Genomic DNA, 20,773 nt, shown 5'->3' with positions numbered 1-20,773 from the left:
TTTATGCTATAATAGGAACGCGAAACGTATAATATAATTGTTACACACGAGAAAGGATGATACACAATGACATATAAGACAAAGGGAACCTGTTCCCAGATGATCGAGTTTGAGATTACAGATGGCAAGGTGCATAATGTGAAATTCACGGGCGGCTGTAATGGTAACTTAAAGGGCATCGGACAGCTTGTGGAGGGCATGGATGCAGAGGAAGTTATCAAGCGGCTGGAAGGCACAACGTGCGGATTCAAGAGCACATCCTGCCCGGATCAGCTTGCACAGGCATTAAAGCAGGCACTTCACGCATAGGTTAAAGATATAAGTAGGAGGATCAACCATTCATGAAGCGTATTATATTAACCGGTGGCGGAACCGCTGGTCATGTAACACCCAATATGGCTCTCGTTCCAACCTTAAAGGAGCGCGGATATGATATTCAATATATCGGCTCTTATGATGGAATGGAGAAAAAACTGATTGAAGATATGGGCATTCCATATCACGGAATTGCAACCGGAAAGCTGCGCCGCTATTTCGATCTGCGCAACTTCTCTGATCCATTTCGCGTGATCAAAGGCTTCAACGAAGCGAAAAAACTGATGAAGGAGTTAAAGCCGGATGTTGTATTTTCCAAAGGCGGCTTTGTCTCTGTCCCTGTTGTTCTCGCCGCAAGTGCGAAGAAGATTCCATGTATTATCCATGAATCTGATATGACGCCGGGACTTGCAAACAAGATCAGTATTCCAAAGGCATCCAAGGTGTGCTGCAACTTCGCAGAAACAATGGAGAATCTTCCTGCAGGAAAAGCAGTTGTAACTGGTACACCGATCCGTCAGGAATTATTTGCCGGTGACGCTGTAAAAGCGATGACCTTCTGTGGCTTTACAGAGGTTCGTCCAACTCTTCTGGTAATCGGCGGAAGCTCTGGCAGCGTACGTGTCAATGAAGCGATCCGTTCATGTCTCCCGGAACTGACGAAGAAATATAACGTCATTCACCTCTGCGGAAAAGGAAATATCGACGAAAGCTATAACGGAACTGCGCATTATGTCCAGTTCGACTACATCAAGCAGGAGCTTGCTGACTTGCTCGCATTAGCAGATATCGTTGTCTCCCGTGCCGGTGCCAATGCAATATGCGAACTTCTGGCACTCCGCAAACCAAGCGTTCTGATTCCATTATCGCTTGCAGCGAGCCGGGGCGACCAGATCTTAAATGCACAGTCCTTCGACAAGCGCGGCTACGCCAAGCTGTTGTTAGAGGAAGACCTGACAAACGAGTCACTGCTTGCCGCAGTCAATGAAGTGTACGAAAATCACGATCATTACATCAAGGCAATGGAACTTTCCACGAAGTCCGACGCCATCACGATGATCTGTGATATGATTGATGAGTTAGCAAACAAATAAAAACAAAAGTCCCCTGAATGGCGCTCTGATCTGTTACAGTCAGACCCCGACTCAGGGGATTTATTTTTCTCACTCTTTTATACCGGCGTTCTTGAAAAACGCTCTTTTATCTTCTCAATTCCATCTATCACCAGACGATTTCGGAACAATATCATAATCGCGAAATATCCAATTGCACCAATTGAAACGGTCAACGCAATCGTCAGAAGATCCGAATACTGACTATGTGCACACCAGTTATAGCAACACACAATCGGAATACATGCAATCAAGCTTTGACCGAGCTGCCAGCCAAGCTTTGTGATCGGATACATATGCCGGGCTTTGATACTTGCATAAATGAAGATTGCCAGTTCCGCTGCAACCGTACTGGCTGCGGCACCGAATTTCCCATATACCGGAATGGTCAACGCATTTAAACAGACATTTGTGACTGCACCAATCACAACACCCATGGACGCCCACCGGTCTTTCCGGTGTATGATAAACAACTGATTGATCAGGAAGCTGTTAAAGGTTGCAACGATAACATTCAACATCAACACCTGCATCGTAGATGTTACACCCAGATATTTGCTGCCCGCAAACAAATGCAGCACCTGCCGACTCAGACAGAACATGCCAATCGCCATCGGAATATTAAAGAGCAATATAAGCCGCGCGGTCAGATCATTCAGATTCTCCGCCTGTTCCTCATCCCGCTCCATCATGTACGCGACGCGTGGACGAATTACCGCATATAACGCACTGAAGAATGACGTTAACACAGATGCAATCTTAATCGCTGCCGCGTAAAGTCCGACCTCGGTATCATCCCCGGTAATATAACCAAGCATAGAACGATCCATAACCAGATACACCGCCGACGCAACATCCAACAGGAAAATATACGACATCGGCTTCAAATGAATCCGCAGCTTCTTACTGATCCGCAACTTGAACTTCACGTATTTTCTTGCCCGGATAAAATTCATAATATTGGAGCCGACGCTGGAGATTACCATCGTCAACGCATATATCATGTAATCATCCTCTGATTTGACACATGTAAACAACATAACCACAGATATAATCTGAAAGATAAATGAACGAATCGTGATATACTGATATTCTTCGTATATATTATACAGCCACTCGACTCCGATGGTAGAAAGTATAATCGTCGTCGAAAAAAGCAGCATCAACGTCCGATATCCCGCAAGTTTGGGAATCGCAAGTGCAGCAAAAAAAAGCACATATGCAAGTGCAGAAGTCATCAGATTGATGGACAGCATATCACTTGCAAATTCATCCATTTTCTTTCGGTCATCCCGAATACGGGCACCCTCCCGGATTGCATAGCCGCCAATGCCAAACGCCTGCAACAACGTGAAGTATGTCATGTTCGCCTGCGCATAATCGACCTTACCGAGTGCCTCCGGTCCTAAAACTCTGGAAGAATACGGGAATGTAATGAGCGGTATGATCACACCCATCATCGTCCGCATCATATTAAATATGAAATTAACACCTAAGGATCGCTTCTTTTCCAACTTAATATTTCCCCTATCATCAATCTCTATAAAAAAGAAAAGCTGTCACATAAAACGTAACAGCTTTTTTAAAATAATTCCTTTTCCAACTGGAAGATGAAACTGTCAAGCAGTTGCATACGCTTCGTATATTCTGCTCTGGCTGCATCTGTCTTGCATCTTCGAATCTTTGGTTTGTTATTTCTATAATAATTCTTGATCCTGTAATAGGCTTTCTTGTAACTTGCCTCATCCTCACATGCTGTCGCCATCGAATCCCACAGCACACTGATTGCTCCAACCTCATCGAGCAGATCGGCATCCATCACAATCTTACATTCCAGCGACAGATCAGCATCCGAATCCTTGTCCTCGTGAATCATAATAATCTCTCCCACGCGTCGGATCGTCTCCGGATCAATTCCAATGCTATCCATGTATTCTACAGCAAGCTCTGCACCAACTTCTCCATGTGGACGTTCATCATCCCATCCAATATCATGAAGCAAAGCTGCAAGTACGATCACATCCAGATCTCCGCCAAGCTTTGACTGCAGCTTGATGGCCCATCGATACACACGCATCGTGTGCTCAAACCGACTACGGAATGGATAGTTCGAAGGCCTGCCGTTCTCAGAAGTCATCTTCTTCACATATTCAATTACTTCTGCATAATTTACACTCATGCCGTTGTTTTTGCCACCCGATTCTTTTGTTCTTCCCAAAGTTAGGTATCATTTACCTATCTCTAAAATGATACCATTTTTTTACCAAAAATACCACATGTATTTTATATTTTTTTAACCGTGCGGCTGGTGTTGTGAAGCTCTCATAAGCGTTACCACGGCAGTTAACTCAGTCCCGGCTGCCTCGCGGCGCACAGAAGGTTCTACTTAGTGCTGCTTCGTTCCCGACCTGACACGGTTCATAGATTCCTGTCGCGCAAGACCAAAACATCAACGCCACTTACCGTGGGCAGCCTCACAAGAAGACAACCCGAAACCAGCCATCACCCCCTCTGTAGCGGATTGAGGGTACAGGGCACCGCTATCTCCCCGGCTGCACGGAAATTTTATAACAAGTCCACGCATATCCATCGAAAAGTCTGTTTCTTATAAACCCCATATCGACAGATACCTCTTTAGTATATAAAAATAATTATGTAAAGTCAAGACATCCCATTATTTTCTTTTAACGCGGCTGCCTTCTTTTTTGCACGCAACTCCGCGAAAAAACCGGACATCATCGCTGAACATTCTGTTTCCATGATTCCCCGTGTTACTTCCACCTGATGATTAAACTGCTTCATATCAAGCAGATTTAAAATGGAACCGGCACATCCTGCCTTCGGATTCATACAGCCGATCACGACCTTCGGAATCCGCGCCTGCACAATCGCCCCGGCACACATCTGGCAAGGCTCCAACGTCACATACATTGTGCAATCCTCCAGCCGCCAGTCACCCAGCACCTTGGACGCCTTTTTAATCGCCATGATCTCTGCATGCGCAAGTGTCGTCTTGTCCACGTTCCGCCGGTTGTAACCACGCGCGATCACCTTTCCTTCATAGACGATCACACATCCGATCGGCACATCACCATTCGCCGCCGCCTTCTTCGCAAGCGTGATCGCCTGCCGCATATATCGTTCATCCTCACTCAATTTCCTCATATTGTACCTCATTTCCGTATCATTTTATTGTCTGTTCCCATAAAATGTACTATACTGACCTCATGGCTACATGATACAAGAATCGTTCCTGTATTCCACAGTCACAAACGTCAGAAAGGAGACGCTCATGGGACCACTGATAAAATATACAAATCGCTTAATCCTGCGCGTAGAAAATGAATCAAAAGCCAAACAAGTCTTAGATCTCTATCTGCGCAATCGTCTCCCATTCGAGCAGTACGAGCCAACGCGTCCGGCATCCTTTTACACGCAGGACTACCACTGGTCTTCCCTGCACCGCGAATACATCGCTTACACGATGGGAACCTTCCTGCGTTATTACATCTATTTAAAAGACCGCCCGGATAAGATCATCGGCGCTATCAATTTCAATATTTTTCGCACCTCCCGCGAACCATACGCTGAGATCGGCTACAAAATTGACGCCCTCTATCAGAACCGCGGCATCGCATATGAAGCCTGCGAAGCGGCGCTCTATGTACTTGAACATGACTACCAGATTCACCGCGTCGATGCCCGCATCCACCCGGAAAATATTGCGTCCATCACACTCGCGACGAAGCTTGGCTTCCGTCCATTACAGTTTGAGCCGCAAAGTGCAAACATCTTAGGACACTACGTTGACCTGATGCGGTACACGAAGCTTCTCTGATTCTACAATTTCAGATACCCAATAACCAAAATTCCCGGTCAGAATCTTCGTTTTCCGCACCGGAATAAACACACGGAATCCAAACATATTCGCCAGATACCGTTCTTTGTTCGTGAAGATTCCAGGAACTCCGATCACATGCAATTCTGCCTTATTCATCTTCACCTTTCCAAGCATCAGATACTGATATTTGTAATACCCATGTGCAAGAAAACTGTTCACGCCCAGCTTCCAGTTCGCCATATCCAGCTTCCCGATATCCTGCGGCGCGATCTTCACGCCATCGACAATCTGACTTCCTGCAAAAAGCGGTAACTTTGGATATGTCGTAAGCATTTCCTCATACCCATTTGCTATGTCCGAAGGAAGTGGAATCTGTGGGATTTCCTCGACAGGTTCCTCCTGCGGCTTTGTCCCGGCACCTGCATATTCCAGCACCGGTTCTTCCTCTTCCACAAGCTCGTCCTGCCTGTCCGTCACCTGCACCTGCCGCAGATCATACCGCTCCGTCGACCAGATACCGGCTAAAATCTCACCGTCGTCACACACGAAATACACACCATCGTATTCAGGAAATGCTACACCATCTCCTAGCGGGTTGCTCCACGGAAGCTCCACACTTGTCAGGATCGTATCGCGTTCTCCCGCCGCGAACTGCACCGCTGTAAATGGCTTCGCCTGTCCATGCCATAGCAGATACGCATAACACGTACACGCATATTCCTTGTACATTTTCATCCCCATTCGTATTCTCGTCACATCCGTATCTTTGTTGCTGATTCTCTGTACCTTGATGAATCCGGCAATCTCGCATCGCACGAACTCGCGATACCGGTAAATATAAGACACCCATCTCCTCTGCTGCATCACAGACCACGCTCCCCCTTCATGCATTAATACGTACTATATATGTATGCAGAGGGTTGTCTGTTTATCACAAATTTTTTACGACATAATATACATTTATACGACGCCACACACCCACAGTATCCCCTGCGCGAATACCGCTATAACTGTGATCTACGCTACTCACACAACAGATCAGAAAGCTCTGCGAACTGCGCAAGTGTCAGTGCCTCGCCGCGGATGCTCTCAGAAAGTCCCATCTTCCGAAGTGCTTCTACAACCGCATCCTTGCTGATTGATAATTCGGCGGAGTTATTGATCCCGTTTTGCAATGTTTTCCGGCGCTGATTGAACGACGCACGGATCAGCTTGAACATGAATTTCTCATCCTTCACGACGATTTTCGGCTCTGTATGTCTTGTCAACCGGATTACCGCAGAACCGACATTCGGACGCGGCATAAAACAGTTCGGTGGTACATTTGCCACGATATACGGCTCCGCATAATACTGCACCGCAAGCGACAATGCACCATAGTCCTTGCCGCCCGGACCTGCCTGCATCCGCTCGGCAACCTCCTTTTGCACCATGACCGTGATTGATGTTGCAGGGATATGATTCTCGAACAGTCCCATGATGATCGGCGTCGTAATATAATACGGAAGATTCGCCACGACCTTTACCGGTCTGCCGCCGGTTAATGCCGCGATATCCACCTTCAGGATATCTTCATTTACGACCGTCACGTTATCATACTCCGCAAGTGTCTCGGCAAGGATCGGGAGCAGATTCTTGTCGATTTCGACCGCGAATACTTCCCCTGCCGCCTCGGCTAAATACTGTGTCATCGTGCCGATACCCGGACCGATCTCCAGCACGACATCGTCCTTTGTGATCTCTGCTGCCCGGATGATCTTCTCAATCACATGCCCGTCGATCAGGAAATTCTGACCAAACCGCTTCTGGAACGCGAAATTATATTTCTGTATAATCTCTATTGTAACCTTTGGATTGCTAAGCTTTTCCATTCTATCTCCATTTCTCTACTTCTGAATTTTATACATCTGGTGCGCATTTTTCCATGTCTCTGCATACACCTCATCCACCGGAATCTGCTTGATATCCGCGATTGCCTGTGCGACATAGACGAGTTTCGATGAATCATTGCGCTTGCCGCGGAATGGCTCCGGTGTCAGGTATGGTGCATCCGTCTCAAGCACGATATTTGACAGCGGAATATATGCCACTGCTTCCTTTAATTTCTTCGCATTCTTAAATGTCACCACGCCACCAATGCCAAAATAAAATCCCATATTCAGGAAGTCTCGTGCACTCTCCTTCGAATACGAATAACAATGGATCACACCGCCAATCTCCTCTGCGCGGGAAGCCCGCATGATCTGAATTGTGTCCTGCGCCGCATCCCGGCTGTGGATCGCGATTGGCAACTTTAACTCGCGTGCAATATCCATCTGTCCGGCGAACCATTTGTGCTGCAATGCCTTGTCCGTTTCTTCATAATGATAATCGAGTCCGATTTCACCGATCGCCACGATCTTGTCATGCTTTGCAAGCTCCTTCAGACGCTTGACATTATCAGGATTCTCCAGTTCCGCAACTTCCGATGGGAATATACCAACCACACCGTACAGATTCTCGTATTTTTCTGTCATCCGAACCGTCTCTTCACTCGCCCTGATATTCGTTCCGATGTTCGTCACCGCGTGTACGCCCTGTGCCGGAAATCCAGCCAGAAGCCGCTCGCGATCGTCATCAAAACTCTCATCATCATAATGTGCATGTGTATCAAATATCTGAATCATTTCATTTATCCTTGCCTTACCATAATAATTGCGTTTATTTTACCCTACACCAGATGTTCGTGCAACCCCAGTCGTAAATATCTGTGCATCTATCCTCCGTCCTGCATAAATTCGCCACAATATTCGAGAATTTATTTGGTTCCGCTATTGAAATCCCTCTGTAAATTCGGTAAAATGAAGATTAGGTATATGTTACGCACAAGGAGGAGCATTTTATGACTATAAATGATTATTTAGATATGGAAGCACTTGATAACATCCTAGAGCAGTGGGCGGCTGCAACACACATGATCGCCGTTGTTCTCGATGATGAAGGTAACTTCCTTTCCAACAAGCTCGGATTTTCCAGAAATAATGTAGAAGCATTTGGCGAGAGCATCGAAGTCGATGACGTCGAGGTTGCAACGGTTGTTGGCGGTCCTTTGGATGAGGATACAGACGAAGAAGTTGTCGAAGCTGCTGCTGCCATTCTGGTTGCCGCTATCCAGAATCTCTTAGAGGCTGGCTACCGCAAGAAGAAATACGAGGAAGCAATCGCTTCTTTCAATGAAGAGATTGCTGGTGCTGCTGCCCTGATCAAGGAGCTTGCCGGAAAATCGCAGGGATTAAAGAAGATTGAGAATAAGCAGAATATCCTTGCACTGAACGCTTCGATTGAGGCTGCACGTGCAGGCGAAGCCGGACGCGGATTCACCGTTGTTGCGCATGAGTTTGGTAAGATGGCACATGAATCAGGTGTTATCAACGACTCCATTCAGAAGACATTACAGAAGCTTGATGCATCCATCAAGAGCTATGACGCTGAATAAACAGCAGGGATTTGAGGATGTGAAAACTTTTTCACAATTAGAACATATTTTAGACACAATTTATTGTTATAGTATGCATTGTAAGAGCTTTTCATATATTTGAATCCTCTCTCCCCTCAAACAAGTGGCGAATTAATTCCCTCCCCGGTTTTTCTCGCCACTTGTTTTCTGTTTATTCCTAATTCACTCACATTGAATTTAATTTGTGAAACGCACATGAATTTGTGTATATTATACCCGCCTCCGTTTCTGCAAATATACGATGTATTGGAACTAAGAAGTACTAGATGTTCTGATATACATATTATACCGTACGCAACCGCCGCCAATTCGCCATCCGTGGCTCAGTGGCGGCTTGGTTGAACATCGTGTTCAACCATTGCTGCATACTTACAGAACATCAAGAACTTCTAAGTCCCAAACATATCTATATTTACAGAAACGGAGACGGGTAAATACACAAATTCAAAGTGCGTTTTCACAGATAAATCAATATCATCAAAGAAAGGAAATATATCATGATTAACGAATTCTACAAGGATATGACAGGAAAAGGTTCCGTTATCCGCCAGTTCTTTGACTATGCGAATAAAAAGGGCGCTGAAATTGGCATGGAAAATATCTACAATTTCTCTATTGGTAACCCTTCCGTTCCTGTGCCACAGGCATTTACAAATCGCATGATCGAACTGTTGCAGACCGAAGATCCGGTGAAGCTACATAGTTACAGCCCATCGCTTGGACTTCCATCTACAAGACAGGCGGTTGCCGATTCTTTGAATAAGCGTTTTGGCATGAACTACACGATGGATCACATCTTCATGACGAGTGCAGCAGCCAGTGCGCTGGCACATGCGCTTCGGTGCGTGACAAAGGATGGCGATGAGGTTATCACCTTTGCACCTTATTTCCCGGAATATGTTCCTTATGTGACAGGAACCGGTGCAAAGCTTACCGTGATTCCTGCCGACATCACCACATTCCAGATCAATTTTGAGGAATTCGAGAAATCCCTGAACCCGAATGTACAGGCAATCCTCATCAACTCTCCGAATAACCCATCTGGTATCGTTTATTCAACTGCCACGATCACAAAGCTGGCGGATATCCTGCGTGCAAAAGAGAAGGAATACGGACATCCGATCTACCTGATCTCCGATGAACCTTACCGTGAGATTGTATTTGCTGGTGTGGATGCACCATTTATTTCCAAGTTATACGAGAACACGATCTGCTGTTACTCATTCAGTAAGTCCGTGTCTCTGCCAGGTGAACGTATCGGTTACATGGCAGTGAACCCAGCCTGCGAAGACGCAAAGCTTCTCGTACTTATGGCTGGTCAGATCTCCAGATTTACCGGACACAACTGCCCACCTTCCATCATCCAGATGGCTGTGGAGTCTGTGCTTGACCAGACAAGTGACCTGTCAATCTATGAGACGAACAAGAATATTTTATATAAAGAATTGACACGCATCGGCTACGAGATGGTTGAGCCGGGCGGAACCTTCTACATGTTCCCACGCGCCTTGACGGAAGATGCAAATGAATTCTGCTGGCGCGCAGCCAAAGAGCTGAACCTGATCATCGTACCGGGTGACAGCTTCTTATGTCCGGGACATTTCCGAATCTCTTACTGCGTGACAACGGATATGGTCGAAAAAGCCATTCCTTTGTTTGAAAAACTTTACAAATTATATAGATAATTTCCATGTTTTTCTGTATAATGAAGTTTGGTTTAATAGGAGATACATAATTAGGAGGACAAGAATATTATGGCAGAAGAAGCTGGCGCAAGTAAAAAGCCAAAGAAATACACGGGGATCCTGCTTCATCCAACCTCACTTCCGGGGCCTTACGGCATCGGTGAGCTGGGTGCAAGCGCTTATAGATTTGTTGATTTTCTGGAACGTTCGGGATTGAACACATGGCAAGTACTGCCACTCGGACATACCGGATTTGGAGATTCTCCATATCAGCCTTTCTCCGCATTTGCGGGACAGCCGCTTATCATCAGTCTGGATCATCTGAAGGAGTTACATCTTCTTTACGACGAAGACTTCCGGGATATGCCGGCATGGAACGCAGAGCAGATCAATTATGGTGAGTTGATTGAGTTTAAGACAGGGCTTTTGAAGCTTGCTTATTCCCGTTTTCACGACGAATCTTTATCTGATGGTATCCATGACGATCCGGAGATGAAGCAGGCGTACGATAATTTCTGCGAGACATCTGTCTGGCTGAAGGATTACGCATTGTTCATGGCAGGCAAGGACTATCATCAGGGCATGCCTTGGTACATGTGGGAAGATAACCTGAAGAAACCAACCAAGAAGCAGAAGGAAACATGGGCGAAGAAGCTCGATACCGAGATGGGCTACTACAAGTTCATCCAGTTCTTATTCTATTATGAATGGACGACCTTGAAGAAATACGCAAACGATAAGGGCATTTCCATCGTGGGCGATATCCCGATCTTCATGGCTTGGGACAGTGTGGATGTATGGGCAAACCAGAGCCTGTTCCAATTAGATTCCAAGGGGTACCCAACCGTCGTTGCCGGAGTTCCACCGGATTATTTCTCAGCGACCGGACAGTTGTGGGGCAACCCGCTATACAACTGGAAGAAGCATACCGAGACCGGTTATGAGTGGTGGCTGAACCGTATTCGTTACCAGCTGACACTCTGTGATTTCCTGCGAATCGACCATTTCCGTGGTTTCGATAAATACTGGGCGATCCCTTATGGCGAAGAAACCGCCATCAACGGTAAATGGGTAGAAGCACCGGGTGTAAACTTCTTTACACAGCTTGAAGCAACCCTCGGTTATCATCTTCCGATTATCGCCGAAGATCTTGGTGAGATCGATGATTCGGTTATCGAGCTGCGCGACAAATTCGGTCTGCCTGGCATGAAGGTATTGCAGTTTGCATTTGAGAATCCGGAGGAAAATGATTTCCTTCCACACAACTTTGTTCGTAACTGTGTCTGCTATACAGGTACACACGATAACGATACAACCCTCGGCTGGTACAAGCACGCATATGAAGCTTCCAAAGACAAGTTGCGCCGCTACTTCTCAACCGATGGTTATGACATCTGCTGGATTATGATCCGTGCATGCTTTGGCTCTGTTGCTAACATGGCGATCGTACCAATGCAGGATGTATTATGCTTAGATTCCTGGGCACGTATGAACACACCGGGTGTCGGCGAAGGAAACTGGGCATGGAGATACAAAGAAGACGCACTGACACGTGAACTTGAAGCAAGATTATATGAAACCTGTAAAATGTTTGGACGATAAGAGGTGTATCTATGAAGACATTGGGAGTTGGAATCGTATTGATGGTGGCACTGTTCTTCTGTCTGCCATACCATCTCTACATGAAACAATTATGGAAGAAAAATCCTGAGAAATCATGGGAAAAAGCACGCAGGTTTGTATCCGGCTTCTTCCGGTTTGAACTGAAACTGTCCGGATGCAAGGTGAACGTCATCGGAAAAGAAAATATACCGCAGGACGGACCGGTGTTATTCGTCGGCAACCACCGCAGTTATTTCGACATTCTGATCTATCATGAAGCAATCGGCAAGCCGCTTGGCTTCCTTGCGAAAAAAGAAATGGAAAAGATTCCGCTTCTCCCACTGTATATGCGGGATATCGGATGTCTGTTCTTAGACAGAGAAGATATCAAGCAGGGCTTATCCGTGATCAAGCAGGGAACGGAATACATGAAGCAGGGACATTCGATGGTCGTATTCCCAGAGGGAACCAGAAACCAGACCGACACACTTCTGCCATTTCACGAGGGCGGATATAAGATGGCAGAGAAATCGAAATCCCCGATCGTTCCGGTATCGATCTGCCGTTCCGATCTGATGCTTGAATCTGCACCAAAGAAACGGATTCACAGCCATAGCGTAACGATTGAATTCGGAAAGCCGATCTATCCTTGTGAACTTCCTCCAAAGGAACGCAAGGAGCGATATGCAGAGTTTCCACAGCTTATACAGGATATGTATGATAAAAATAACATTTAGAGGAGGATTTGAACCATGCCTTGGTGGTTAATCATGATTATTGTCATCGTGGTAGCACTTGCGATCATGTTCGTGTTATACAGAGTCGGTGACAAATTACAGAAGAAACAGAGTGCACAGAGAGAACAGATGGTAGAGGCGGCACAGCCGATGAATATGTTGATCATCGACAAGAAAATGCTGCCAATGAAAGACGCCGGACTTCCAAAAATGGTGATGGAACAGACACCAAAGCGTTACCAGAAAGCAAAGCTTCCAATCGCAAAGGTCAAGGTTGGTCCACAGATTATGAACATGATCTGTGATGATGCAATCTTCGACGAGCTTCCAACCAGAGGCGAAGTAAAAGCGATGGTCAGCGGCATTTACATCATCAGTGTAAAGAGCGTCCGTGGCAAGAAGGTAGCTCAGGAAGAAGAAACTGGCAAGAAGAAAAAGGGCAACTGGCGTACACGTATGCGGAAACGTCAGGTTGAAATGCAGAAGCAATTGAACGCAGAAATGCTCGAGAAAGCAAAATCCAAGGGCAAGGCAAAAGACAAGCCTGTTGAGAAGTCCAAGGAAGAGCTTCGTCGGGAGAAAGAAAGAGCGAAAAAGATCAGTGACAAGATGTAAAAATCAACCGGCAAAATTGAAAGATATTATCGGTTCCTTTACACCGTTTCTGATTGCCGTATTGGCGCAGTATGTATTGAATTTCATCGATGTTGCAATTCTGTTCTTCAAGAATATGCGTTCCGATGAGAAATCAAACAGCGAAAATACGATTGGCAAGATCTTACAAATGGATTATAACCAGCCTATGAATCAGGCGTACCTCGTGCTTGCACAGCATATCGTATTTCTGATTTGTTTCGGGGTCTGGTATTACCGCATATTTTATCGGGGAAATATCGTTTCCACAGACGAATCTTTCGAGGATAATACAAAAGGACGCATGAAAAATATTTTTTCATGCGTCTGTTCTATACGGACTCCATTTTTATTGCTTGCTGGTGTTGCAATTCAGATCATGGTGGACGGAATCCTGAATCTGGTAAGTCCCCTCTTCCCGGATACCTTTGCAACCTACTATGAACTTGTATCCAAGGCGGTCGGTGTGAACCGTGCAGTCCCGATGATGATCGCGACCTTTGTAATCGCCCCGTTCGGCGAAGAATTGTTCTTTCGCGGAGTGATCATGGGCTATGCGAAGCGCTACATGCCACCGGCTTTCGCAATCCTGTTTCAGGGTGTGCTTTTCGGACTGTATCACGGCAACATCGTACAGGGCATCTATGCATGCATCTTAGGATGTCTGCTTGGATTTGTGGCTTACAAAGCGAACACGCTCCTCGCAAGCATGATCCTGCATTTCAGTATCAACCTGAGTGTACTATTCATTCCATCCGTATGGTTTGAGGAAACGGTACGATGCGGTATCATCACGGCTGGCGCGTTAGTGCTTACGGTGCTGTTCGTATGGCTGGCGATGAGAAAAAAGGAAGAAAAGAAAATTACAGAAAAATAAAAGAACCGGATGGATTTACATGATTGTTGTAATTCCATCCGGTTTTCTATGCTTGCTTAATCATCTGTATGGCATACCTAATCCGCTAAATTATGTACATGCACCTTCATCTTCCGTTCCATCGGCAGTTCATTTCCCATCTCCATGGTATATTGCAGTGCAAGACGCAGGGAAAACTCCTCTGCCAGAACGGTCGCCTCATAATCGATACCCTCTGCCGTGTGCAGGAAATGCTTCGTCTGCAGGGTCACCGGAATCGAGCCATAGCCGGTCGCATATTTCGTATGATGCGTTAAGCCATGCTCATATACAAAGTCCGAATTCAGCTCGCCGCTCCGTGTCACACGGAGCCGGTTGTCGGAGAAAATCATCGTACAGCGTGTCTTGTGTCCATCGCCGGACACATCCTCCACGTAGGTAAGCTTCATCCCCTGTTCGGTCATGCTTGCCAGCGCAGTTGCCTGCGAGCGCATCACTTCGCCGGTCTCCACATCTACATTTTCAAACTCAATGACTGCTTTCATTATGGACGTTCCTTTGCCATCTCGATCAAAGTCTCTACCAGACTCTCAATCGAATATCCCTTATCCTTCCAGAGCATTGGATACATACTGATGGATGTAAAGCCCGGTAATGTGTTGATCTCGTTAAATACGACCTCGTTCGTATCCTTCTCCAAGAAGAAGTCTACACGGGAAAGACCGAATCCATCCAGCGCATTGAAGATTGCAACCGCATCCTTCTGCACTTCTGCCTCTTTTCCGTCCGGAAGATCAGCACCAATTACAGTCTTAGACTCTACATTGTTGTACTTTGCATCGAAATCGTAGAATTCTGCTGCCGCAAGAATCTCGCCCACGCGGGATGCCTTTGTATTTTTACCATAACCAAGGACAGCGCACTCAATCTCTCGACCGACGATCGTCTCCTCAACCAGAATCTTATAATCATGCTTTGCAGCTTCCTTCAGGGCAACAACCAACGCTGCACGGTCATCTGCCTTGGAAACACCCTTGGAAGAACCTGCCTTGGAAGGCTTTACAAATACCGGATAAGAAAGCTTTGCTTCGACGCGGGCTGTCACCTCGTCGATATCCTCCAATTGTTCTGCCAGCACCGGCACATAAACAGCCTGACGGATTCCAAGTGTATCAACGACCAGCTTAGTATAGAACTTATCCATAGATGCAGCAGAAGCGAACACACCACATCCGACATATGGGATATCTGCCATCTCGAACAATCCCTGAATCGTTCCATCCTCGCCATACATGCCATGCAAGACAGGGAAGATCACATCAATCGGCTGCACCTTCATCATATCGTCCTGCGAAATGATAAGTCCGCCCTTTGTATCCGGGGAAATGATTGCAGAAACGGGACTTTGCTTCCAGCTTCCGTCTTCGATGCCTGCGATATCTTCTACAAGCTTCCACTCACCGTCTTTTGTAATTCCGATCAGGAACATATTGTATTTCTCAAGATCTACTGCTTTGGCAATTGTAACAACTGACACGCAGGATACTTCATGCTCGGATGAGCGGCCGCCAAATATAACTGCTAGATTCTTTTTCATGGTTTTTGCCTTTCTTTATGTAATGGTTTTATTCCGCAATTTACGAGGTTCTAATTTATTCTCCGAGTTGGACGATAATACAAAATTCTACGCAGACGCGCTCTCGCTCAGAGAAACACATAACGGTACTAAATTCGCTGCACCAGCCAGATAGCTGGCACAGCTTATTAAGTACCGATGTGTTTATATGGTCTGCTTAAGAATTTGTATTATCTTTCAACTCGATATACATTTCTTCTCGTAAATTGCTATAAACAAACTAACTTTATATAGTATTCAAAATATGAATACATTATGTTTTATTATAACAACTTAGAAGGTATCCTGCAACCATTCAAGAATCTTTAACTTTACTTTGACATCACCGGGCTTTATGTCCCGCTTCACGAATAATTTCTCGTAACTTTCTTCGTCGAGTGCCTGTGCGATTTTCTCCGCATCTGCCGAATCGACAACTGCCCCCGCGTCCATCGTGTAGCACATCATCGGATACAGCATGCACCAGAAGTTCTCGCCTTTTGCCTCACCGATATCTATACGCAGTGCCCGGTAGGTTCCTGCAGGAAGCACCAGTTCCCCATATTCCCGAATCGGGAATTCCTCTCTCGTAATATATGCTTTTACATCGTAATGATAGCCTGCCTCCTCGACAACTGCACGCGCAGTGTTGCGGATTTCCGATAAATTCTGCGCCAGATACAAGATTGCTTCACTGTCATTTTCTGCTTTCTGCAGATCTTCCGCAAGCAAGGCAAGCACTGCATCCCGCACCTCATATTTCAAAGCAAGATCTGTCTCACTGTCACTGTTTGCACGCACATGGAACCGCACCACAACATCTTCCGGGCTTTTTAGTGCATCCTCATAGACATCCGCACAGATACCGCTTTTTTCTGCAACATCATCCACATCGCCTGACAGACTCTCTGTTTCACCGCTATCTACAAACACAGCTTCAAGATCTGCCTGATCTTCATCGCTAATTTTCTGACCTGCAAATAGCATTTTCATATTTCCCTCGCGAAACAGACTGACGACATCACGGACACTCCCACCTCCTGCAATGTGCAGCACACTCGTAAGTAAGATCCCACCACATACTCCAAGCAGGATTCCGACCATTGCTCCTTTTAGAATCTTATACCCCATAACGAACTCCTCCATCGAAAGTTGATTTCGTTACAAGCTTTCCCTTCCGTAAGCAGCTTTAATCATTTCCCGCAAAATATATTTCGCGCCATCCGTTTCCATCATGACCGGAATTGATTTCGAGATTCCCGACCGGTGCCCAAGCTCCAGCAAGAGCGGATGTATCTCCTGCCCCGTCATATCTGCCGCGATCTGCTTCATATGCCCGAAATCCAACTGCCGCTCGTTCTCTCTCTGGTACAGATCTGCTGCCATCGCAAGACTGTCCGCCTGCACATGGTAGAGCGTCTGATTGATGCTGTTTTCCCCTTCGTACCCGGCGATATCTGCAATCACAAATGTAAACTGATATCCGTCCTTCGCAGTTTCCACCTGCATTTCCTGCACATAATCCCGGTGCTCCAACGTTTCCTTTTTCTGTTCTATCGCAGTAAAATCATTTTGCACAAATTGTCTGCCAAGCTTTTCATCTCCGATCAATACACTGCCGATTGCAGCTAACACAGTCAGACAGACAAAACAGATTCCCCATTTCACGCGTTTTTTCGTCTTTACCCACATGACGATCAACGGAAATACAATGCCGATCGCAAGGTCTGCATACAGGAAATACCGCATGCCATATTTTACGGCCGATTCAAACTGCATTCCATACGCAAACAGACACGCACCCGCGAACATCACCACAAATGTCACAACACGTCCACTTTTCTGCTTCACTTCACACAGCGAATACAGGAAGTCCCGAGTCTGATGCAGATAGCCGCTCACAACTGCAAACACACCGATAATCCAAAATGCCATCACCGGATAGTCAAGCCGCGCCACCGCCCCGCCAGGAAAAGAAGCCGCTTCCATTACATTGAACGATGCCGTCGTGTCGCTTGCCGTCCAGCCATAGCCAAGGATTGCCACGATGAACAGATACGCAAATACAATGGTAAATAAAATCCAGACAAGCAGCCAGATTCCCCCCATTCGGTCTTTCTCCTTCACGCATGGGCGGCTGTAGAGCTGCAATTCCAACGGCGACAATGCCAGAAGGATTGCATATGCGCCCTTGAACACGCCCGATACCTCCGACTGTGATGTGATTCCCTGCATGATTGCGCCGATATCAATATTCGATACCGAGAACACAACGATCAATATGAGTGGTACGACCATCCACCCAAACAAAAATTCAAACATCCGTGCGCGTCCTTCCATCGACTTGGACGCACCATACAATGTGATTCCAAGAAATGGCAGGAAGATCCACCATACGGAGAAGCTTTGCAACAAATAGCGTTGCAAAATCATGGAGAAAAAGACCGCGATAAGCGTCGCACGCAGCAGATACCGTAAGGCATACAGCACGTCCAATATACCGGCAGTCCATCCCATATGATTCCGAATCGCATTGATATAACCGCATGGAACAAAGTCCGCAAGATACAGCATCAACGCGCCATAGAGCACGACAAATGCGAGCCCGACCACCAGTGCCAGCACATGATATTTCCCCGCAAGCGACAATGTGATATACGGAATCATCATCATACTGATCGTGACACATTCGAGATAGCTCATGCGAAACCATTGCCGTTTGGAGATTTTACCGTCCGCCAGATTCATGATTTTTTTCCTCCTTCTCTGTTGACTTCGTCACATGGGGTTTCAACCTCATACGTTCCTCCTCACGTGCGAAGATTGGGCGTTTCCGCATCCACGAGATCGGTGCCCGCAGCACAAAATCCTGATTTGCATAGGCGCGCTTGCCACTTCCGGCGACAATCGGATACATATACGGGATGCCGAAGCTCATCAGTCCGGACAGATGCACCGCAATCACCAGAAGTGCCAGAATATATCCATACAAGCCCCAGATGGCAGACGGAATGATCACGAAGAATTTAAGCAGACGGAATACCGACGCAAACTCTTCATTTGGAATCGCAAAGCTTGCAATTGCCGTCAGTGCCACAACGATCACTACCATCGTGCTCACGATGCCCGCCTCCACCGCCGACTGTCCGACGATCAAGCCGCCGACAATCCCGATCGTATTGCCAAGCGGTCCCGGCAGACGGATCCCCGCTTCGCGCAAAAGCTCAAACAGAAACTCCATCAGTAGCACTTCCACAATCACAGGAAAGGTGACCATACTCCGTGCTGACGCGATCGCATACAGAAGCTTCGTCGGTAGAATATCACTATGATACACGGTAATCGCAATATACAGTCCGGGCAGGGACACCGCCAGAAATGCCGCGACATACCGGATAATCCGCGCAAATGTCCCGACCGCCCAGCGATTGTAATAATCATCGGACGTCTGCAACAGCATGTTCAAATTACACGGTGCCAGAATCACCTCCGGCGAATTATCAAATACGATTGCCACTCTGCCTTCCGTGATACCGGCTGCCACCTTATCCGGTCTGGTCGTCGACTGAAACGTTGGAAACGGAGAATACCAATTTTCCATCAAATGCTGCGCCATCCCACTATCATAGATGGCATCAATATCATAGTGATGCATGTCCTCCCGCACGCGCTTAACCAGCTCCTCCGACGCTACATCTGCCAGATACACAAGCGCATAGTCCGTCCGTGTGCGCTCCCCAATCGTATCCTGCTCCACGCGCAATTTTGCATCCTTGATCCGCCGCCGGATCAACGCGGTACTCTGCCGGAATCCCTCATTAAAGCTGTCCTTCGGTCCGCGCATGCCCGCTTCCGTATCATTTTCAGAGATTCCTCTAAGTGGTAATTTCTTCGACGATACGATCATTGACCTCGCATAACCATCAATGAAGATCGCCGTATCACCCTTCAGAATCGAACCGACGGTTTTATCAAAGGAGGTTTCCTCCTTGATATCCGCCGTCTGAACCTCCTGATATAAGATGCTGTCCCAGACATCCTTCGCCGAATTTCCGCGCCATTCATACGAAAGCGGCTTCAGGATTGTCTCCTCGATCATGCCGTTATTCGTCAGACCATCGATATATACAACATGCATGTACACCATGCCCTCTGCCCGCTCCATCGCGAAAGACTTCTGCACTACATCCCCACAGTTTTCAAACAGGATGCCGAGCACCTTTTTATTCTCAGCTAAGCTCCGCCGCAGAGGCACCTTGAGCTTATTGTTATCATCATACAGATCTTCTAAGTCCATAAAAAAACCTCCAAACTATACATAAGCTAGTATGTATGGTTTAGAGGTTTTTATGCAGAACCGCATGTGCCGTTGCTGTGTCAAAATAAACATGTTCCCGTAATTAACAGAATATCCAATATTGACATACTTAAGATTTCATTTTTAGGTCCTAGTACGACGGCTAAAGGTAGACCGTTTGTTAACCCTTTAGATAGACATAAAAAATCAGGAGTTACTACATAAGATACAGTAAAAGAATCATCTGCAAGTGTTATTACATCTCCCTCATGCAATTCATACACCATGCCGGTCTGAATTGAATATCCATTAATTTTCGTTCCATTTGCACTTTGAAGATCTTCTACACCATAATTTTCATTTTCCATATAATGAAATTTACCAAGTATATACGCATCTTTACTAATGCAAAAATACTCCTTTTCATTTAAAAGTATTATATTTTTGGTATACATAATCCCTATCCTATCTACAGACACTTTACTTTAATCATTTGATTTATTGATCATTTCATTCCGCAATTATTACATGTCCACGTTGTTCAGTTGCATACGCAGGTTCTGTTTATAAACGTTCGCGTATCG

Annotated in this window: 21 protein-coding genes and 1 other RNA gene; 9 read left to right on the top strand and 13 right to left on the bottom strand. The window is 46.3% G+C overall.

Annotated elements, in window-relative coordinates; all coding sequences use genetic code 11:
- Positions 1 to 66 precede the first annotated feature (66 nt).
- Together AAAT93_RS08280 and AAAT93_RS08275 are read left to right on the top strand one after the other, a co-directional pair.
- A complete protein-coding gene (locus AAAT93_RS08280; RefSeq protein ID WP_021984028.1) occupies positions 67 to 309 on the top strand; it encodes a TIGR03905 family TSCPD domain-containing protein in 243 nt (80 codons plus the stop codon).
- A gap of 32 nt (positions 310 to 341) precedes the next feature.
- Positions 342 to 1,409 carry an undecaprenyldiphospho-muramoylpentapeptide beta-N-acetylglucosaminyltransferase gene (locus AAAT93_RS08275; protein WP_021984027.1) on the top strand — a complete coding sequence of 356 codons (1,068 nt, stop codon included), beginning with the start codon at positions 342 to 344 and terminating at the stop codon, positions 1,407 to 1,409.
- Between the two features lie 77 nt (positions 1,410 to 1,486).
- Here the strand turns inward: AAAT93_RS08275 and AAAT93_RS08270 are convergent, their stop codons facing one another.
- From AAAT93_RS08270 to tadA, 4 genes are all read right to left on the bottom strand, one after another.
- Positions 1,487 to 2,941, bottom strand: coding sequence for a flippase (locus AAAT93_RS08270; protein ID WP_227573086.1), 1,455 nt, complete (start codon positions 2,939 to 2,941; stop codon positions 1,487 to 1,489).
- Between the two features lie 68 nt (positions 2,942 to 3,009).
- Positions 3,010 to 3,645: an HD domain-containing protein gene (locus tag AAAT93_RS08265; RefSeq protein ID WP_227573085.1), complete on the bottom strand. Its 636-nt coding sequence runs from the start codon at positions 3,643 to 3,645 to the stop codon at positions 3,010 to 3,012.
- Positions 3,646 to 3,724: 79 nt separating this feature from the next.
- Positions 3,725 to 3,987, bottom strand: an RNA gene (ffs, locus tag AAAT93_RS08260) — signal recognition particle sRNA large type.
- A 101-nt stretch (positions 3,988 to 4,088) separates the two neighbouring features.
- Complete coding sequence (gene tadA, locus AAAT93_RS08255; protein WP_021984024.1) at positions 4,089 to 4,592, bottom strand: tRNA adenosine(34) deaminase TadA; 504 nt, start codon at positions 4,590 to 4,592, stop codon at positions 4,089 to 4,091.
- A gap of 127 nt (positions 4,593 to 4,719) precedes the next feature.
- Here tadA and AAAT93_RS08250 point away from each other — a divergent pair, with 127 nt between their 5' ends.
- On the top strand, positions 4,720 to 5,265 hold the full coding sequence (locus AAAT93_RS08250) for a GNAT family N-acetyltransferase (protein WP_021984023.1): 546 nt from the start codon (positions 4,720 to 4,722) through the stop codon (positions 5,263 to 5,265).
- Here AAAT93_RS08250 and AAAT93_RS08245 read toward each other — a convergent pair.
- The 3 genes from AAAT93_RS08245 to AAAT93_RS08235 form a co-directional block, all read right to left on the bottom strand.
- Positions 5,221 to 6,132, bottom strand: a complete 912-nt coding sequence (locus AAAT93_RS08245) for a DUF6128 domain-containing protein (RefSeq protein ID WP_227573164.1) — start codon at positions 6,130 to 6,132, stop codon at positions 5,221 to 5,223. The genes AAAT93_RS08250 and AAAT93_RS08245 overlap by 45 nt on opposite strands.
- Before the next feature lie 158 nt (positions 6,133 to 6,290).
- Positions 6,291 to 7,139, bottom strand: a complete 849-nt coding sequence (gene rsmA / locus AAAT93_RS08240; protein WP_021984021.1) for a 16S rRNA (adenine(1518)-N(6)/adenine(1519)-N(6))-dimethyltransferase RsmA — start codon at positions 7,137 to 7,139, stop codon at positions 6,291 to 6,293.
- A 15-nt stretch (positions 7,140 to 7,154) separates the two neighbouring features.
- Positions 7,155 to 7,934, bottom strand: a complete 780-nt coding sequence (locus AAAT93_RS08235; protein WP_117781155.1) for a TatD family hydrolase — start codon at positions 7,932 to 7,934, stop codon at positions 7,155 to 7,157.
- Between the two features lie 215 nt (positions 7,935 to 8,149).
- Here AAAT93_RS08235 and AAAT93_RS08230 point away from each other — a divergent pair, with 215 nt between their 5' ends.
- The 6 genes from AAAT93_RS08230 (at position 8,150) to AAAT93_RS08205 (ending at position 14,298) form a co-directional block, all read left to right on the top strand.
- Positions 8,150 to 8,743 carry a methyl-accepting chemotaxis protein gene (locus AAAT93_RS08230; RefSeq protein ID WP_021984019.1) on the top strand — a complete coding sequence of 198 codons (594 nt, stop codon included), beginning with the start codon at positions 8,150 to 8,152 and terminating at the stop codon, positions 8,741 to 8,743.
- 518 nt (positions 8,744 to 9,261) lie between these two features.
- Complete coding sequence (locus AAAT93_RS08225) at positions 9,262 to 10,449, top strand: pyridoxal phosphate-dependent aminotransferase (RefSeq protein ID WP_118545258.1); 1,188 nt, start codon at positions 9,262 to 9,264, stop codon at positions 10,447 to 10,449.
- A gap of 69 nt (positions 10,450 to 10,518) precedes the next feature.
- Positions 10,519 to 12,051: a 4-alpha-glucanotransferase gene (malQ, locus tag AAAT93_RS08220; protein ID WP_118734767.1), complete on the top strand. Its 1,533-nt coding sequence runs from the start codon at positions 10,519 to 10,521 to the stop codon at positions 12,049 to 12,051.
- Positions 12,052 to 12,062: 11 nt separating this feature from the next.
- Positions 12,063 to 12,788 carry a lysophospholipid acyltransferase family protein gene (locus tag AAAT93_RS08215; protein WP_227573084.1) on the top strand — a complete coding sequence of 242 codons (726 nt, stop codon included), beginning with the start codon at positions 12,063 to 12,065 and terminating at the stop codon, positions 12,786 to 12,788.
- Between the two features lie 15 nt (positions 12,789 to 12,803).
- The gene (locus tag AAAT93_RS08210; protein WP_118734766.1) at positions 12,804 to 13,403 is read left to right on the top strand and encodes a hypothetical protein; all 600 of its coding nucleotides are present in this window, start codon (positions 12,804 to 12,806) and stop codon (positions 13,401 to 13,403) included.
- The gene (locus AAAT93_RS08205) at positions 13,390 to 14,298 is read left to right on the top strand and encodes a CPBP family intramembrane glutamic endopeptidase (protein ID WP_227573083.1); all 909 of its coding nucleotides are present in this window, start codon (positions 13,390 to 13,392) and stop codon (positions 14,296 to 14,298) included. Before AAAT93_RS08210 ends, AAAT93_RS08205 begins: the two co-directional genes overlap by 14 nt.
- 77 nt (positions 14,299 to 14,375) lie before the next feature.
- Here AAAT93_RS08205 and AAAT93_RS08200 read toward each other — a convergent pair whose 3' ends face one another.
- From AAAT93_RS08200 to AAAT93_RS08175, 6 genes are all read right to left on the bottom strand, one after another.
- Complete coding sequence (locus AAAT93_RS08200; RefSeq protein ID WP_227573082.1) at positions 14,376 to 14,822, bottom strand: DUF1934 family protein; 447 nt, start codon at positions 14,820 to 14,822, stop codon at positions 14,376 to 14,378.
- Positions 14,822 to 15,874 (bottom strand): D-alanine--D-alanine ligase family protein, encoded by a 1,053-nt coding sequence (locus AAAT93_RS08195; protein WP_227573081.1) that lies wholly within the window; start codon positions 15,872 to 15,874, stop codon positions 14,822 to 14,824. The genes AAAT93_RS08200 and AAAT93_RS08195 overlap by 1 nt, the downstream gene beginning before the upstream one ends.
- A gap of 312 nt (positions 15,875 to 16,186) precedes the next feature.
- Positions 16,187 to 17,023: a stage II sporulation protein R gene (locus AAAT93_RS08190; RefSeq protein WP_227573080.1), complete on the bottom strand. Its 837-nt coding sequence runs from the start codon at positions 17,021 to 17,023 to the stop codon at positions 16,187 to 16,189.
- Positions 17,024 to 17,053: 30 nt separating this feature from the next.
- Complete coding sequence (locus tag AAAT93_RS08185; RefSeq protein WP_227573079.1) at positions 17,054 to 18,640, bottom strand: GerAB/ArcD/ProY family transporter; 1,587 nt, start codon at positions 18,638 to 18,640, stop codon at positions 17,054 to 17,056.
- The gene (locus AAAT93_RS08180; protein ID WP_227573078.1) at positions 18,621 to 20,189 is read right to left on the bottom strand and encodes a spore germination protein; all 1,569 of its coding nucleotides are present in this window, start codon (positions 20,187 to 20,189) and stop codon (positions 18,621 to 18,623) included. The genes AAAT93_RS08185 and AAAT93_RS08180 overlap by 20 nt, the downstream gene beginning before the upstream one ends.
- Positions 20,190 to 20,269: 80 nt before the next feature.
- Positions 20,270 to 20,644, bottom strand: a complete 375-nt coding sequence (locus AAAT93_RS08175; protein WP_227573077.1) for an FHA domain-containing protein — start codon at positions 20,642 to 20,644, stop codon at positions 20,270 to 20,272.
- Positions 20,645 to 20,773: the final 129 nt, after the last annotated feature.

The sequence above is a fragment of the Coprococcus hominis (ex Arizal et al. 2022) genome, from assembly GCF_040094675.1.
Taxonomy (GTDB): Bacteria; Bacillota; Clostridia; order Lachnospirales; family Lachnospiraceae; genus Coprococcus_C; species Coprococcus_C hominis.
The sequence above is the reverse complement of the archived record's forward strand: the minus strand, read 5'-3'. Positions and strand labels throughout refer to the sequence as shown.